A 16,475-nucleotide genomic window follows, 5' to 3' on the forward strand; every position below is an offset into this window, starting at 1 on the left:
AATTTCTCTACACGAGAAACGTTCACAAATCAATTTGGATTGCTATATAGCCCACCCTAAAATCTAAACTGAAACTATTCTGCTACCTGAGTCCGAGGTTGATAGTAGTAGTGATAGTAAGAAGTTGTAGCTTTATAATCTTTCACCCCGTTACAAATTGCACCTAAAATTTGAGTGCGAGATAGTTTTAACTGATCGAGGGTCTGCATTAGCAGCGCACGGTCAGTTTTATCCATCCGCGTGACGATCGCAATTCCTGCGGTTAGAGGAGCCAGTAAACTCGCATCTGCTAAACCTAATAGTGGTGGAGTGTCGTAAATCACTAAGTCATACTGCTGCCGCAACTGCTCCATGATGTTGCGCATCTTGTGAGAGGATAACAGTTTAGTAGGATCGGGAGGAATTTGACCTGCGGTTAAAACAAACAAGTTCTCCCAGGCAGGCGATCGCTGAATTAAATCGGCAACTGGTACGTTAGTTGTTATTGCATTACTCAATCCCGTGTCATTGGATAGATGTAGAATGTGATGAATCTGCGGTACGCGTAGATCTGCATCGACTAGTAACACCCTGCGTCCCATTGCTGCTGCTGCTTGGGCTAAGTGAGTTGAGATAGTAGATTTACCGTCAGCGTGGACGGAAGAACTGATGACGAGAGAGTGGATCGGTGTATCGGAACCTAAAAAGCCGATGTTAGTATACAGCGATCGGAAAGATTCTATGAAAGGGAAATAGTGGTAGCCGTAAGCATTTCTGTTGAAACGCGACCTGCTGTTCTCTTGCCTCTGATTCGTTTCTTCACCTGCTAGATTCTTAGCTAGGTTTTTATGGAAAGGAATTATACCTAATATTGGTAGCTTTGTCGCTTCTTTCAACTCATCAGGTGAATGAACGACATTATCGAGCCTTTCCACGAGTAGCGCTGCTCCAATTCCAGCTAATATACTAGCTACCGTGCCTAAGATGAGGAATCGTGGAACATTAGGAAAGATAGGCAGAGAAGGTAGCTGAGGTGGTGAAATGAGTTGCCAAGGAGTCTCTTTTTGAGCATTTTCGATTTGCAGCGACTCTCGTCTTTCTAGAAAACGGTTCAAACTTTCAGTAGCAATAACTAACTCTCGCTGTAAGTCAGTGTAACGACGTGCCAAATTTGGCATTCCGTCGATTTCTCGATTTAAGCGATCGAGTGCTTGGGTATTCTTCGCTGCTCTAACTTGGAGTATGGAAAGTTGGCTTAATACTGACGCACGTTGATTTTCTAGTGCCTGCACTCCCTCTTTCTGTAATAGTGGTAGCAAACTTTCCCGTTTCTGTTTCAGCGACTGAATGTACGGGCTATCTACTCGATAAATAGTTGCATTCTTGGCAATTTCAGTATCTATATTCTGCAACTGAGCGAGTAAACTCTGATATTGAGGAGCATCTTGCTGAGCTTGCGGTGATATTGCACGACTGGGCGAAGAAGATTCATCTATAGCCGCGATCGCTAGCGAGTTTTGAGAGTGGTCAACTGTCGATTCTTGCTGCGAAGTTCCCACCCCATGACGAGCTTTTGCTTCCAGTTCTAGCGCTAACTTAGTGCCAGATTTACTTTGCAAGGCATTGTAGAGTTTCTGAGCTTCCGCTAAATCTTTTTGAATCTCTAATTTCTGAAATTCTAAAGTGCTGTATTTTTCAAATAGCTGTCCCGTTTTTTCTTCTGGGGAGAATAAGCTGTATTGTTCTCTAAATCTTTGTAATTGCAATTGCAAACTGTTGACTCGTGCTTGCAATTGAGGTAACTGAGTATTAACAAACTGAATTCCCTGACGTAGATTTGTTTGCTGCTCCTGTAAACTGTATTTTAAATATCCTTTGGCTAGCTGCTCTAGAACAAATTGAATTTTTTGTGGGTCGGAATCTCGATAGCTAACTTCTAAAATTTTTGTTTCTTGATAGCGGGAAATCTTCAATTCCTCTAGTAAAGAATCGTAATTAATATCTGGATACCGAACAGAAATGTTTTTAGCGATAGGAACCAGAATTTCAGGGCTACGTAAAACAATAATCTGTGTGTTGTAATCCAAAGATTCTTGCCCTTTTGGCTAGCATTCACAACTGGAACGTTTGATAATCCCGATAATTTATTTTCAGCCTTGACTGGCTCTACCAATACCGATAATTTTCCTTCATACTTGGCTGGTTGAATTAATGTCCATACCCAGGTAGTAACGCAGCAAGCGATCGCTACACTAGCGATAATCGGCGCTCGACGACGTACAACTGCCAGGAGCTGAGACAAACTCCATTCTTCTGCTTGAGGTAACTCTGAGTAGCGTGCAACATAGGATGGCAATGACATCTGTGAGTACTTCCCATTTCTTTCTGTTGCTAAATGCTGAGTTCGATATTGCTCTTCCATATTCATGTCGTTATTAGGCAGTTGATGAAGGAAAAAATAGGAATAGCCCTGCTGGTGAGCTTTAGCTTTCTTCTGTCACGGCTTCCACGCTATTATTTCTAGAACGAACAATTCGTCTCTTTGCTGTTAGAACTGCTTGCTGTAATACATTTGAGTACTGCTTGGCAATAATTTCTGGCGTGAAATTAAATTGGAGATATTGCCGACCTGCCATTCCCATTTGTTTAACAAGTTCGCGATCGCTTTTTAAGCGGCGAATAAACTGAACTAAACCACTGGCATCACCTGAATTAAAAGCAGCACCGCAACCGCTTTCTCTTAAGAGATGACGCAAATAGGAATGGGTTTCGCAAATGGCAGCGACGGGACGACCAGCTGCTAGAATGCCATAGAGCTTGCTTGGGGCGACAATTCCTTCCATTTTGGGACTAATACTGACCAAAGATAAATCGCAAGCTGTTAGCGAATATGGTAAGTCTTGTTTATCTTGATAGGGTAAGAAGCGACAGTTATTTAAACCGAGTTTTTTGACACATTCAAAACTAGATTGAAATTTTGCTCCTCCGCCAATGAAAACAAACTGAATTGGTTCGTCTTGCAATTGTCTAGCTGCTTCTAGAATTGTATCTAGTTCGTGACAGCGACCCATGTTGCCAGAGTACTGCACGGTGAAAGTATTGACCAATTCGTACTTTTGCGCAAACCAATTATTTTCTTTTTCTATTGGCACAATCCAGTTGGGATTAGCCCAATTATGAATGACTACAATTTTGTCACTCATTTCAGGAGAGTGAGATAAAACTTTCTCTCGCATAGTTGAGCTGAGAACAATAATTTTTTCTGAGTTGTGCCAAACTTTTTTATTGAGTAATTTCCAGTATTTTACTAACCAATTTTTCCTAGAGAAAATATCTAGCTCAACTGCAACATCAGGATATAAATCGTACATTAAACAAACGTAAGGAATACCAAATAAGAGTTTGGCTATGTAGCCGACGATTGGTAAAAAGGCTGGTGCAGTGGTTAGAAGTAGGAGATCTCCACGGTTCTTTTTATTTAATAAGTGTAAGATAGCTCGGAAAAAGAACAAGCACCCATTAATGGCTTTGCCTCGAATCCGTGCATTCCACATTCGAGAAGTTCGCGATCGCCGAATCAGGATTTTTTCAGAACGTTCTATAATAGGAGCTGCATGTTTTTTAAATGCATATCCTGGCTGTCCGGTAAAAACCCTTACTTGAATTCCTAATCGTCCTAAATTCACTGCTAGTTCTTCAATGAGTTGCCCTGTAGCAGCATAGTCTGGTGGATAAAATTGCGTAATAATATTTAAGTTGAAAGAAGGTGCGAGTTCTTTACTTTTGCTCTGAGCAGGCAAAAATATTTTGAGTTTTTCAATTTGCTCTTGTTGTACGTATTTATCTAGCATCTGAAGCTCTGCCTACCTCTGCCAATGCGATTATTTTGTTGAAATAGTGAGGAGTGCAAAGGAAAAGCACTCAATTTAAGTGAAAGGCAAAGCTACGCAAAGAACTGTCTAATAAAATTAAAATTCTCTCTGTTTAAGTTAAAAGGCTATTTCGCTAGGTGATTTAAGGTAGCTTTACACGATCAAACTTGAAAAAATCTAACTTTGACCTAGCTTTATGTCCAAGTGTGGTTTTACTGAGAATTTAATTAGAGTTTAATAAGCTCCTTAGTTTTTTCAGTAAAACCACTGAGATTTAAGTGTCTATACTAAGTCTAAATCTGACGCGAACAACCAAATTTTTTTCGGTTTTCCCTGGAGAAACGTTACATGTAACCTCTCTCCAGGGACATGTTCGTAAACTAATTAGAATTGCTATAGTTAGAATTTTGGTAAGAGCCAAAAAAATATTGAGGTGTTTACCTAGACAAGATAAAAATTATTAATTTTCCCTAGATCGAATTTTGGCAACATTACCGAGCTGATAGATTTACCGATCGTCGATCGCTCGTTGTTTGACTGGTTGTGCGAGGTTACCTACATAGATTGTCATGGGTTGAAGCGATCGCCCTGCTACGCTTCCCAGACTCAACACTGCTCCTTTGCCGACAGTGACACCAGGACCAATTGTCGCCCGCGCCGCAATCCAGCTACTCTGTTCGATGTGAATCGGCGCTGGAATCAGCTTGAAATCAGGAGCGCTCCAGTCGTGATTGCCAGTACAGAGATAAACACCCTGAGAAATACAGACATGGCTTTCAATTGCGATCGGCGCAACGTTGTCAAGCCAAGTATTTTCCCCAATCCACACGCAGTCACCTATAGTTAACCGCCAAGGAAACTTTACCCGCACTCCAGGCTTGATACAGACAGAGCGACCAACTGTAGCACCAAAACTACGTAGTATCCAGACTTTTAACTTAGAGATAGGTAGCCAATGACTACGAAATAAAGGCTCTCCGACAAAATACCACAGGAGTTGTTTCCACAAAGGAGCGCCAGGAGTATAAGTACCGAGGGTGTAACGATCTAGATACATATAATTCAATTCATCAGATCAAATTTCAAATATGCATGATGCCTAGAGCTTGGCGATTCCCCAACCCCCTTAACAAGGGGGCGAGAGTTCCTTCCTTTTTAAGGGCTTTGTTCCCCCCTTAAAAAGGGGGGCTAGGGGGGGACTCGTCTTAACCGAAAAGTATTGTCAAACTAGCCCCAGTACGACCTGTAAGTATCCACAGCCAAGTGCGACAAACATCACGACAAATATGAAACCAGGATTCAGGTGGTTTGTTTGATGGTACTGATATGGGAGTCACAGCAATCCCCTGGCTACCAAAGACAAAAAAGGCGATCGCCTTTGCTCTTGCCATGTGAAAATCAGATGTAATTAAGTAAACATGTTGAAAATACCGTTGTTTGAAATCAGCAACTAGAGAGGTAAAGTTAGTTACGGTATCGACAGCGCGACGATCGATATGTATTCGCGATCCAGAGGGACTCGGAAGATCTGGAAAATCGAAGGTTTTGAGATAAGGAGAAGAAATCCATATTTCTAAAGGTGGATGCTGTAAAGCAAAGTCAGCAGCGAAAGTTTCGCGGATCGGATCGCCACCTAAAGCAATAATTGCTTGGGGCAGTGGTGTTTGATATAGAGCAATTGTTAGTCGCAGAGGAATAATACCGAACAGTACGAATAACACAACAGAAGTTACCAAACAGAAAAAACGAGATTTCGTGGGCAGAAAGCGCTGTTTTTTATTCACACTGGCAGTTTTTACTCTTGGCATTATTCGCGCCACATCTCTGATTAGTATGTTGCTGCTGTTTTTATGGCAGCGTAACAAAGTTCTCTGGCTCTGAGCAGGTTGTAGGTATTGGTTGTTGCGCGATCGCTGCTGTGTAAATCGAGATTAGATTCTGGGCGATCGCCTGCCAAGAATATCGTTGACTTGCCAACAGCCGACCGTTCTCTCCTAATTGCTGCCGGAGTTCTGGAGATGATAGTAGTTGCGCGATCGCATTTGTTAAGGGTTCGATTTGACCTTCAACAACCAGCCCAGCCGATGCCGCAGCAATTTCTGGTGAAATTTGGATGTCGGGAGTCACAACGACTGGCAGCCCTACTGCCATTGCTTCTGCTACGGCAATCCCAAAATTTTCGGAAAAGGACGGCAAGACAAAAAGATCTGAGGCTTGTAGGAGAAGATCTTTATCTCTACCCATAACGAAACCAGCGATCGATGTACGTGAGGAAAGCCCGAGGGATGATACTAAGTCAGTCAAGTAGTTGAGATACTGCGGCTCTCCCGAACCTGCCAAAATCAGATGAAAGTTGTGATTCTGAACTGCCAGTTGGCTGAGAGCATGAATTAACAAATCTGGGCGTTTGTTGGGGTGAAGCCGCGACAGAAATAGGACAACTGGTGTGGAGGGAGGTATGCCGTAAGTTTCGTATAGCTGTTGCTTAGGATCGGGCAGTTCTATCGGTCGATTGACTCCTAAAGGTAACGTGAAACTAGGTGTTTGAATGCCAAAATTTCGGACATCCTCGGCTTCGCCTGGAGCAGTGCAATGGATCAGATCGGCACAATTCAGATTGTGACGTTCAATTAGAAATGAATATATCCGTTTTTTCAGCCAACTTTGAGACAAAGCCCAAGGCGTTAACTGTCCCATTGTCCGAACTGCATAAGGAATTCCTTGCAACCTGGCAATTACAGCAGCGCAAGCGGGAGCATAAGAAAAAAGATAGTGCGTTTCGATCAGATCGTAATCTCTTGCGTGTTGCCAAAGCCAACGAGTCAAGGCTGCTGAAAAAATAAACTGTTTAATTGATGGTGAAAAACGTGGAAAAAACCAAATCGGGACTTGCTCGTACTCAACCCGCCGATGGAGCGTCACGTCCAATAATTCTGAGCCTTTATCGTTCGTAGTGGCGATTTCGGCATCAATTCCATGTTCGCGCAAAGCTCGAACTAAATTGAGAACAACCTGAGTCGGTCCCCCTAGAGCCGGATCGATCGAAGGAATAACATGTAAAACTTTCATGGACAGCCCAAATTGAATTGAATTAAGTTATTCATCGTTTGTTTAAACTGCTCGAATCCGAAAGTATCGATAACTTTTTGTCTTAAAACTTCAGGTCGATAAATAATTGGATGCGAATAAGTGCCTTGCAAAATCTGAATCAAAGTTCGGGCGATCGCGCTGGTATCGTCTGGATCGACTAATGCTCCTAATTCGCCGTGACAAAGGGCATCAATTGCACCATCTCGATTTCCTCCTAGAGTCGGTTTGCCACAGGCTAAAGCTTCTAGGTAGACAATGCCAAACCCCTCACCTTTACTCGGCATGGCAAAAACATCACACAAGTTATAGTGATCGCCAAGTTCGGCATCGGGAATAAATCCAGTTAAGGTCACGCAATCTTTTAAATCGAGTTTTGCGATTAACTGTTCGATCCGAGGGCGATCGCTACCCTTGCCAACAATCAGATAACGAACGCTAGGAATCTGACGGCGAATCTCAGGCAATGCTTGCAAAATTTGGTCGTATCCTTTGTAACGTTCGCTGCAATCTAACCTAGCAACAGTCAAAATTACTAGTTGTTCCGGTGTCAGTCCGTAACGCTCTAATAAGTATTGCGGCTTTGGCTGAATTTTAAAGCGCTCGGCATCAAAAGTGTTGGGTAAAAGCGAAACTTTTGCCGGGTCGAGATTTTGCTCTTTGAGCAAGCGATCGCGTGTATAGCTACTGACGGCAAGAATGCGGTCGGCATGATGCAAGGCTTTTTGTAGAGTAGGTCTATTAATATCCCAAGCTTCTACACCGTGGGCGATCGCCCAGTAAGGCATACCAGTTAGCTGTTTCAACCAATAGGCAGCAACAGTAAAATTCAGGTGAGTTGCGATCGCTAAACTCGGTCGCTGCCACAGTCCCGCTCCACAGATCTGAGCGGCAAAGCCAACTGTTCGCAACCGTAAAGGTAAAGAGCCAGTATAGTAAAACTGAGTATTGGGCGATCGCGCAAGATCGAATGGCGATCGAGTGTCGTGCTTGAGATAAACCTGATAGTGCCAATTTGGATATAAGCTTTCCAAAGCATTGAGCAAGAAAGCCGAATAGACTTGAATTCCGCCTTTAAATTCAAAAATATTCGGAAACCACAAGTGGCAGTTAGTTCGACCTGCTAATTCTGGCATAAAAGCTCCTGGACGCGACTGGCTAATTGCTGTCGATACAATCCCCAAGTTAATTGCTCGGCTTTGTGGCGAGCCGCTCTTCCCATTTGAGCTAATTCTTGGGGGTGGGAATAACACCATTCCAGTTTTTTCTTTAGAGCTTCGACATCGCGAATGGGGATAATGAAGCCTTCTACCCCGTCTGTCAGAATATCTGGACCAGCAGTATTGGGTGTCGTGATGACAGGAATCCCGCAAGCCATTGCCTCTAGCAGTACGAGTCCAAATCCTTCTACAAGTGAGGGAAAAACAAAAACGCTTGCGGCACTATAATACTCGTTCAATGCTGCGTGAGGGAGAGATGGAATATAGCGAAAAGTATCTCTATATTGAGTCAACCAGTTGTCGGGAAACTCGTTAATCCCGATCGCTAATAGTTCGGCATCGGGTAGTTGTAGTTCTTGCCAAGCTTGTAATAAGTAGTGGAAGCCCTTGCGAGGTCCAACGCGACCGACAAACAAAGCGCGAAACAGCCGATCGGCTTTAGTTTGCGGGTGGAAATAATCAATCGGTGCGCCGTAGGGGATAACGCTAATTTTTTCTGGTTTGACACCTACATCTAATAGCGATCTTTGGGTAATAGAAGATGCGACAAATATATGGTCTGCCAGTTAAACTTCCCGTTCCTTGCGCTCGATCTTCCAAGCAGGTTCCTTGACTGCCTGTAATGCTGGTGCTAGCTCTGGAAAACGTTCTGCTTCCTGGGCTTGGAGATCCCGACTCATGCGATAGAAGGGAATTGGGAGATCCTACAAGCAGAGAATCCCGCGTTGTTTCGCAACTTCAAATGCGATCGCCGCACCATCTTCGTAGGCATAGACTGCATCTAAGTTGTGCAAATGATGCTGGGAAACGTGGCGGTCTAGAGAGACATACACCCAATCGATCGGTCCTTGACGACCTAAGTTCAGCCAACGATTCAACTTAGTTTTGACTAATGCTAGACGTATGACTTCTTGCCAAGGGTGCGATCGCATGAATGCATTTGGGGGTGCAGTCCACGCCCTCCTACCTAATTCCAGCGCCACGCGACTGCTAATTTTCTGCGGTAGTAAGTTTAAGTAGCGCGATAATACTCCTTTGGGATTGTAGGCAATTGTCGAGATCGCTTCTTGGAGTAAGTTAGCTTCCCCCAAAGCCAGTGCAGCATTGCGGGCAAAGGGATTACTGGTAGGGTGAATCAGGGAGATACGCGGATGAGACATTGTGTTGTTGCAATAGTTGTTCTCGATACCAATCTGTCCATTCTAATTGAGGTAAGAGAAAGATAAAGCCACTGAAAAACCAGTAGTAAGGCAAGAAGGTAGGTTGAGTCACTAACTGATCGTAGATTCCAATTACCTGTATCAGTAATGCTGTCAGCGCTAATTGACGTAAAAATGGTTTTTTCAATTTACAGAAAACTAACCAAATCTCAATGAGAAGACTAAATCTAAGTCCGTACCACAGAAAAAAACCAATCGGACCTAACTCCAAAACTATTCTGCCTGGTTCTTCTTCATAGTAGGTTGGAATAACTGCACCATCTGGTAGATTCAGTAATCGGCGAAGTGTTTGACTCCCTGGTTGTGTTGCTCCAGTGCCATAGCCATCCAGTCCTTTGTACTGGATAAACTCGAAAGGCTGGGTCAAGGTTGTCGTAATACGTGCAGTCACATCTTGATTAGAATTTGTCCGCAACAAAAAGGCATTAATTGCTGGTTTAAACCAGATAAAAGAAACTAGAGAAATACAGATGGCTGGCAATAAGAATTTTCTCAGCAGAGATATGTTCTTTTCAGGCTGAGTGAATCCTCTAATAGTTATAAAGCTAAAAAAGAATAATAATAGTGCAAAAACAACACTACGAGAACCAGTCATGCAAGAGTTAATGACTATCAAAACTAGTTCAAAAATAGAAGCCCATCTCCAAAAACGTGTCTGCTGGAGTGATAAGAAGGAAATTAGTAAGCCGAAACATATTAATAGATATACTGCATAGCCATCTATGTAGGAAAATGTGCCTGTGACGCGAGCAAACTGGGTTGCTCCTACAACCCCAAATGTAGCTACTTCCTTTAATTGGCTAGGAGCATACACGTTGATTGGACTATTAGTAGGGCTAAAGAACTGAGCAATGCCTAAAAGACCAACAGGAATGACCAATAAAAGATGGAAATGCAAAAATTTATATAAATTTTGCTCCGACTGAAATAGGGTTGGCAGCATCCACATCAAGGGAATGTAAAAGATGTAACCTCTGAGTCCAAAAATACCTACTATCGGTGAACCCAAACTGGGGTTAAATACTTGCAATACAGACCATATAATCGCGAAAAGAACCAGGATAAAAATAGTGCGATTTTGAATTAAAAATCTTCTGTTTGAGAAGACGTAGTATTGCAGGTAGGCACCTAAAAGAACTAAGTCTTTTAAGAAGTAAATTGCGTCGCTGGCTTGAGGTAACACCCATTTGCGCAATGCACCCTCAATCACAAGAATGAAGAACACAGCTTTAACAGAGCTACGCCAATTCAGTGCTGAGATTCCAACAATACATAAAATAGCGATCGCTGCAATTAGCAATTTCACTCAATAGTCCTCTTCAAAAGATTTAAATATACTTTGACAATTTGCTTTAAGGTCTTAAACAGAATTATCCTAGTTTTGTGAATGCATTACCCAAGACGTGTGTGACAAAGTTCTGAGTTTGCACTGATAAATTATGAGTTTGATACCAGGTGTAGGCATGATTAGCGATCGCCTGCGCCTCGACGAAATCTGTTATCTCTGTGATGCGATCGCTGAGAAACCAATAATGTTTTCCTGGTTCTATACCGTCTTGTGTTGAAGCATAAATTCTAGGACTAATAGTTAACATTCCATGAGCGCAGTAAGCAGCAAATACGCCAGATTTTGCCAAATACTCCAGATGGTAATTAAAGAATCCTGCGCAGGAGTTGAGCAGAATTTCGCTAATTTCTGGAGCAGACAATTTACCTGTTTCTACTATTGGTATGCCTTGTATTGAAGATAAAACTAAACCTGTTGGCGCTCCGATATCCAATATCTCTTGAATATCGAATAACCGACAGACTTGGCTAAGTTCTTTCAAGGATTGACGATAAGCTCTTTTGCGAATGCTAGGACTACCAAACAACACTAAGCGTCGAGAACGATCTGTCAAGCGTGGTACTTGCTTTGGTTCGCCCACATTAGAAAAGACGGGTAGGGTGGGAATCTGAGTTTGTTTTCCCTGACTTAACTGATATAGAACCTCTGCATAATTTTGATTACTTGTCAAGCAGCGATCGCTAATTTGAGACAAACGACCAGCTAGTTTTTTTGCCAATCGGACAACCAAAAAGAACTCGTCCAAGGTAGCTTTCCAGAAGCATAAACTTCATGGAACATCGTTACTAAATTCGAGTTAGGAGTATTTCTTTTCCAACGTTCTAAGCCTTCAACTAACCAAACCGGACAACCTCGCTTAGCATAACCGTAGCCGACGTAATGTAATAAGACTGTAGTTGGTTTGCTCGCTAATAAGGATAGTAAAGCTGTGGTGGAACGCTCGTCTACTGAATTAATTAGAAAATCTTCAATTTGAGTATTTCCAGTCCAAGCCGCATCACCGATCGCAAAATGAGTTTTGAGATTGAAATCATTGTAAAGCTGCCGTGCCAGATTTAAGGCGTAATCCCCCAAGCCATCTATTGCTGGAGGTAGCCGTGGGACAATCTGAATGATATCCATTAAAGTCACTGCACTAATTTTTTAAACTAGGCTATACGAGTCAGTAAAACGGCAACTCCAGTGTGAATTTTTTTTCGCCAGACTAATGGCAAAGCTTGCGTAAAATTTTCACAAGCATCAACCCAGCTAGGAGCGAGAAAATGCAATAATTTTCCTAGTTTTAAATGACCGTTAGTTAGTGGATTTGTAAAAATTCTTGTCTCCTGAATCGATAATCCAGCTTGATGAATTATGTTTTCTATTTCATCTAAATGTAATAAAAAGATATGACCGTCTGAATTGGGTTGAAATTGTATTGCTTCAAACTGGCTGGGGTCGGGACAATCCGAAAATTTAGGCAGACGATTTTGAAAATATTCGCCATTTGGCGTACTCATGACTAGGTGACCTCCAGGCTTCACCATCTGAGCTATTTTCTTCAGAAATAGATCGGGATGAGCAACGTGTTCGATAACTTCAGTAATTAAAATGAGATCGAATTCAGCATCAAACCCTAATGTGAAAACATTTCCTGGTTTGTAGTGAATAATTCCATACTCCCACTTCAGTTTGACATAATCAACCAATTCTTCACGCAGATCGTTCCAGGTAACTTCATAGCCTAGCTCTGCCAAAGTCAAACTAAAGTTTCCCTGGGCAGCAGCTACATCTAAAATTTTTGCCCCTGGTCTTGTAACTTTTTGAACCAACTCTAAAGTATGCTTATATCGATGAGCATACGCATAGCTATATCCACGATAACTAGTTTCTCCATACATTTCTAATAAATCATATGAATAACTTTGTTTCCAACTCTCCGACCAATGACTTTGAAGACTAATTGTTTTCATTGTTAGAGTAAAATGTTAGTTTTTTAGTGATTTTTAAGTGTTTTCATGCCGATCAATTTATAGCGCCATAGTAGTACGCTCATGTATAAGTATGCAAAATGCTCTAAAAAAGCTGCGTTAATTCCAGTGAATTGGAATTTTAAAATTGCCAGAACTGTCTGATTAACAAAACTCCTTAAAGCAAACAAAAAAATAATATATAGAATTAATATTTACCAATTCTTCATGAATAGATAAGTAAATAAATGTTGCTTCTCGATGTTGTTTTATTTTGTTCCATCCTCCCTTGGATCTCCAGGGATGGCACACAGAAGCAGTTTTTACAAAAGAAAACTTGTATCCACTCTTGACAAGCCTTAATCTAAAATCTACATCTTCCATCGCAGCGTAGGGAAATCGTTCATCAAAACCAGTGAGAAACTCAAAGAGTTGCTTTTGTATGGCAAAATTACACGACCATAAATAACCACCTGACTCATTAATAGGTGAAGTTTCTGCAAGGCTTTGTCTTGGGCGATCGACATAAGTTCGCCCCTCGAAAACTAGATAAAATGGCTCAGTAATTTTAGCTTTAGCATAGGCTTCTAGCCATTGAGGATCTGGGAGACAATCATCATCCGTAAAAACTAGCCACTCACCACTGGCATATTTTGCCCCATTATTTCGGTTTGCTGCCGGACCTTTACGAGAATCGGATACCCACTTTACCCAAGGAAAACACTCGCGAATCATTTGCTCGGCAGTTACTTCAGAACCATCATCAGTAACAATGACTTCATACTGCTCAAACGGCAGAGTTTGAATCTCAGGTGCTAGACAATGTAGGCATTTTGCTAGTAAGTCATTGCGTTGGTAGGTAGGTATAATGACAGAAAATAAAGGCATCGAATTTATGCTTCTACTAAGACTTGTAAGGCACGGTTATACTAATTTTGAGCTAGGCTCTATTAATTACAGTCAGAAGCTAAAAGCTTGTCGCTCGAAGATTTTTTTGTTTTGAGTATGCGATCGCCTCTGATATTTTGACTAAAAATCTGCTTAACATATGACTGAAGTTTCTCGGTCACTATTTTTTTATCGAAATTCTCATTTAAAACCTTAAAAGCCACTTCTGCTATTTCTTGCTGTAAAGATTTATTTGAGATTGTATCTATTAAAAAACTCTCGATGGTACTAACTTGGTTTGTTTCACAAACAAGTCCACACTTCCATTTTTTCAAGAATTGATTACAAGCGGAGTAAGCTGGACCGCAAGCTAAAATTGGTCTACCAGCAGCCATATAGTCAGTTAATTTAGTTTGTACTGAAGAACGAGTCATGTGTGCATATTCAGGTAAAAATGATGAAGCGACAAGTAGTAGATCGGCACGCTGGAGATAGCTATTGAGTTCTTGATAGGGAATTATATCGCCATACGTTACTTCCCACTGTTTCCATTTTTCTCTGTATGGATTCCAGAAACATTTGTCTGTATGCACCACAAGTTCAATATCTTTTCCATCGCATCTGAGCTGAAAAATTGCTTCAGCGATCGCAGCTAGTGCATCATAGTGCATTGACCAAATAGAACCAGCATAGACAACTTTAAACGTACCTTCATGAGTAGTTACTGTAGCAGGCAGATGCTTGTCTAATAAGTCAACAGGATTATGGACGATCAGCGAACTTTGAGGTTTTATCTGATAGCGTTTTGATAGTTCATTTTGTAATTGCTCGCTAATCATCAACCAGCCATTTGCCTGTTTTAAAAGTTGAGTAGCCGTTTTTTGAACGCTGTTCGATAGCCACCGCGAGTTATCGCAGGCTATCCAATCATCCATAAAGTAAATTGAGGATGGACATTGAAAGTATTGAGTTAATTTATAACCCATGAGTAAACACAAAGACGTGACCGGACAAATTAAGATAATGTCTGGGTCAAATTCTTCTAGTTTCTGTAAATTTGAAATAGGAAACCAATCGAGCAATTGTAGATTAATCCGAGCGATCGAAGGATTAAGAAATTTTCCTAATCGATTATGCACTGTGGGTAAACGATGTCCAGAAAAGGAAAGCACCTGGCGATTGAATGGCGAACTTGTCGGGTTAGAATGTAACTCGTGTTCGGGACAAAACAACATCAGTGATTCAGCAGGGTAGTTCTCAAATAAATTGACGAGAGTTCGATTAACCCCCTTGCCTTCTTGACTTAAAGTCGCTTCAGTAACTAATAAAATGCGAGGTAGATTTTTAGACATAATACGAGCTATGCTACCTCTTGAAGTCTTTTTGTCCAAGTCGTTACAATTTCTGAAAATATAGATTTCAAAGGTTTTGTAATAAACCAATTAGAATAGTGATTCTGCATTTTGCGGAGATCGCTGTAGTAGCAAATATGGTCTCCTTCGCGATTTTTATCTACATACTCGTACTGCATCTTTTTATGAGTCAGCGAAGCCACAAGCTCGAAAGCTTCCAAAATAGAGCAAGTATTATCCTTACCACCACCTAAGTTGTAAACTTCACCACAATGGGGTGCTTGGATAAACTCTTCAATGAAACGAGCGACATCATAGGAATGAATATTATCTCGTACTTGTTTTCCCTTATATCCGAAAACTTTGTAGGTGCGATTTTCTAAATTACATTTCACTAAGTAACTAAGAAATCCATGCAGTTCTACACCACTATGATTCGGTCCTGTCAAACATCCACCACGCAAGCAGCAAGTTTTGAGTCCAAAATATCGACCGTACTCTTGAACCATGACATCAGCTGCAACTTTAGAAGCACCAAACAGAGAATGCTTCGATTGGTCAATGCGGAATGATTCAGGAATACCATATTGATAAGTTGGCTCGGCATATTCCCATCGGGTTTCTAACTCCATCATGGCAATCTCATTCGGTGCATCTCCGTACACTTTGTTAGTAGATAAGTGTACGAAAGGAGCTTCCGGCACAAATTGGCGCGTTGCCTCCAACAGATTTAGCGTTCCTACTGCATTGGTATCGAAGTCATCGAAAGGAATCGCCGCTGCTCTGTCGTGACTGGGTTGTGCTGCTGTATGCACGATCGCCTCTGGTCTGAGACTTTCAATGAGATCTAGAACTCGTTGGCGATCGCGAATATCTATTTCATGATGCACGAAACCTTTAATCAGAGATTCCAAGCGCTTTTGATTCCAACGAGTATCTCCTTGGGGTCCAAAAAAAACAGCTCTTTGATTATTATCAATACCATGAATTGCCCAACCTTGGCTAGCAAAATGTAGGCAAACTTCAGATCCAATAAGTCCCGACGATCCAGTTACTAGTAATTTCTTCATTCAGAATTATGCCCTCTTGCTTTCCACGAGACTTTGTATTTTTAGTACAGCAAAGCCTCAGATTTATCTTGGTTCAAGGAGAATAACGTAATATTTTTTAGTAGGGTCAAGCTCTCTCTACTAGCGTTACCTACATTGAAGTATGAGAAATTTAAAATCTCGCAAATTTATAGACTTTAAATGTATGTAAATTATGTATTGAACAAACTTTTTTCTTTAGTCCTTACTCAGTCAATTTACGAATAAACTGTAATTCTTTCTTTTCCGTGTGTCCAACCGCAATTTTACTGATAATTATATCTGGCTCGATCGCAACCGTAAATCTACTTAAGTAAATGTACGGCAATTGAATTGTATATATCTCAAGAAAATTTTAGCCTACAGAAATGTTGCCCCAGAAATGCTGCATAATCTCTGCACAGGACTATACTCAACCAGTAGAACCCGTCGCTGGTGGATTCAGCATCTATATATTAATGACTTCATAGAT

Annotated in this window: 16 protein-coding genes; all 16 read right to left on the reverse strand. The window is 41.4% G+C overall.

The genetic code is table 11. The features are described from left to right. Positions 1–74 precede the first annotated feature (74 nt). Positions 75–2,066 (reverse strand): polysaccharide biosynthesis tyrosine autokinase, encoded by a 1,992-nt coding sequence (locus N4J56_RS27115; protein WP_317109265.1) that lies wholly within the window; start codon positions 2,064–2,066, stop codon positions 75–77. After that, positions 1,958–2,341, reverse strand: coding sequence for a hypothetical protein (locus N4J56_RS27120; protein ID WP_317109266.1), 384 nt, complete (start codon positions 2,339–2,341; stop codon positions 1,958–1,960). Before N4J56_RS27120 ends, N4J56_RS27115 begins: the two co-directional genes overlap by 109 nt. Positions 2,342–2,462: 121 nt before the next feature. Further along, positions 2,463–3,830: a glycosyltransferase family 4 protein gene (locus N4J56_RS27125; RefSeq protein WP_317109267.1), complete on the reverse strand. Its 1,368-nt coding sequence runs from the start codon at positions 3,828–3,830 to the stop codon at positions 2,463–2,465. A gap of 529 nt (positions 3,831–4,359) precedes the next feature. Then, complete coding sequence (locus N4J56_RS27130) at positions 4,360–4,908, reverse strand: WcaF family extracellular polysaccharide biosynthesis acetyltransferase (RefSeq protein ID WP_317109268.1); 549 nt, start codon at positions 4,906–4,908, stop codon at positions 4,360–4,362. A gap of 148 nt (positions 4,909–5,056) precedes the next feature. Then, entirely contained in the window at positions 5,057–5,659 is a 603-nt protein-coding gene (locus tag N4J56_RS27135) for a YdcF family protein (RefSeq protein WP_410500376.1), read from the reverse strand. A gap of 40 nt (positions 5,660–5,699) precedes the next feature. Further along, positions 5,700–6,920: a glycosyltransferase gene (locus N4J56_RS27140; protein ID WP_317109270.1), complete on the reverse strand. Its 1,221-nt coding sequence runs from the start codon at positions 6,918–6,920 to the stop codon at positions 5,700–5,702. Beyond that, the gene (locus tag N4J56_RS27145) at positions 6,917–8,074 is read right to left on the reverse strand and encodes a glycosyltransferase (protein WP_317109271.1); all 1,158 of its coding nucleotides are present in this window, start codon (positions 8,072–8,074) and stop codon (positions 6,917–6,919) included. Before N4J56_RS27145 ends, N4J56_RS27140 begins: the two co-directional genes overlap by 4 nt. Beyond that, the gene (locus tag N4J56_RS27150) at positions 8,062–8,724 is read right to left on the reverse strand and encodes a glycosyltransferase family 4 protein (RefSeq protein WP_317110717.1); all 663 of its coding nucleotides are present in this window, start codon (positions 8,722–8,724) and stop codon (positions 8,062–8,064) included. The genes N4J56_RS27145 and N4J56_RS27150 overlap by 13 nt, the downstream gene beginning before the upstream one ends. 138 nt (positions 8,725–8,862) lie before the next feature. Continuing rightward, on the reverse strand, positions 8,863–9,318 hold the full coding sequence (locus N4J56_RS27155) for a hypothetical protein (protein ID WP_317109272.1): 456 nt from the start codon (positions 9,316–9,318) through the stop codon (positions 8,863–8,865). Continuing rightward, complete coding sequence (locus N4J56_RS27160; protein ID WP_317109273.1) at positions 9,278–10,684, reverse strand: hypothetical protein; 1,407 nt, start codon at positions 10,682–10,684, stop codon at positions 9,278–9,280. The genes N4J56_RS27155 and N4J56_RS27160 overlap by 41 nt, the downstream gene beginning before the upstream one ends. Before the next feature lie 64 nt (positions 10,685–10,748). Then, positions 10,749–11,444 carry a hypothetical protein gene (locus N4J56_RS27165; RefSeq protein WP_317109274.1) on the reverse strand — a complete coding sequence of 232 codons (696 nt, stop codon included), beginning with the start codon at positions 11,442–11,444 and terminating at the stop codon, positions 10,749–10,751. After that, on the reverse strand, positions 11,429–11,848 hold the full coding sequence (locus tag N4J56_RS27170; RefSeq protein ID WP_317109275.1) for a hypothetical protein: 420 nt from the start codon (positions 11,846–11,848) through the stop codon (positions 11,429–11,431). The genes N4J56_RS27165 and N4J56_RS27170 overlap by 16 nt, the downstream gene beginning before the upstream one ends. A 26-nt stretch (positions 11,849–11,874) precedes the next feature. Further along, positions 11,875–12,678 carry a class I SAM-dependent methyltransferase gene (locus N4J56_RS27175; protein WP_317109276.1) on the reverse strand — a complete coding sequence of 268 codons (804 nt, stop codon included), beginning with the start codon at positions 12,676–12,678 and terminating at the stop codon, positions 11,875–11,877. A gap of 162 nt (positions 12,679–12,840) precedes the next feature. After that, positions 12,841–13,563 (reverse strand): glycosyltransferase family 2 protein, encoded by a 723-nt coding sequence (locus N4J56_RS27180; protein WP_317109277.1) that lies wholly within the window; start codon positions 13,561–13,563, stop codon positions 12,841–12,843. A gap of 62 nt (positions 13,564–13,625) precedes the next feature. Beyond that, positions 13,626–14,915, reverse strand: coding sequence for a glycosyltransferase (locus N4J56_RS27185; protein WP_317109278.1), 1,290 nt, complete (start codon positions 14,913–14,915; stop codon positions 13,626–13,628). An 8-nt stretch (positions 14,916–14,923) separates the two neighbouring features. Continuing rightward, complete coding sequence (locus N4J56_RS27190; RefSeq protein ID WP_317109279.1) at positions 14,924–15,985, reverse strand: NAD-dependent epimerase/dehydratase family protein; 1,062 nt, start codon at positions 15,983–15,985, stop codon at positions 14,924–14,926. Positions 15,986–16,475: the final 490 nt, after the last annotated feature.

It is taken from the genome of Chroococcidiopsis sp. SAG 2025, from assembly GCF_032860985.1.
GTDB lineage: Bacteria > Cyanobacteriota > Cyanobacteriia > Cyanobacteriales > Chroococcidiopsidaceae > Chroococcidiopsis.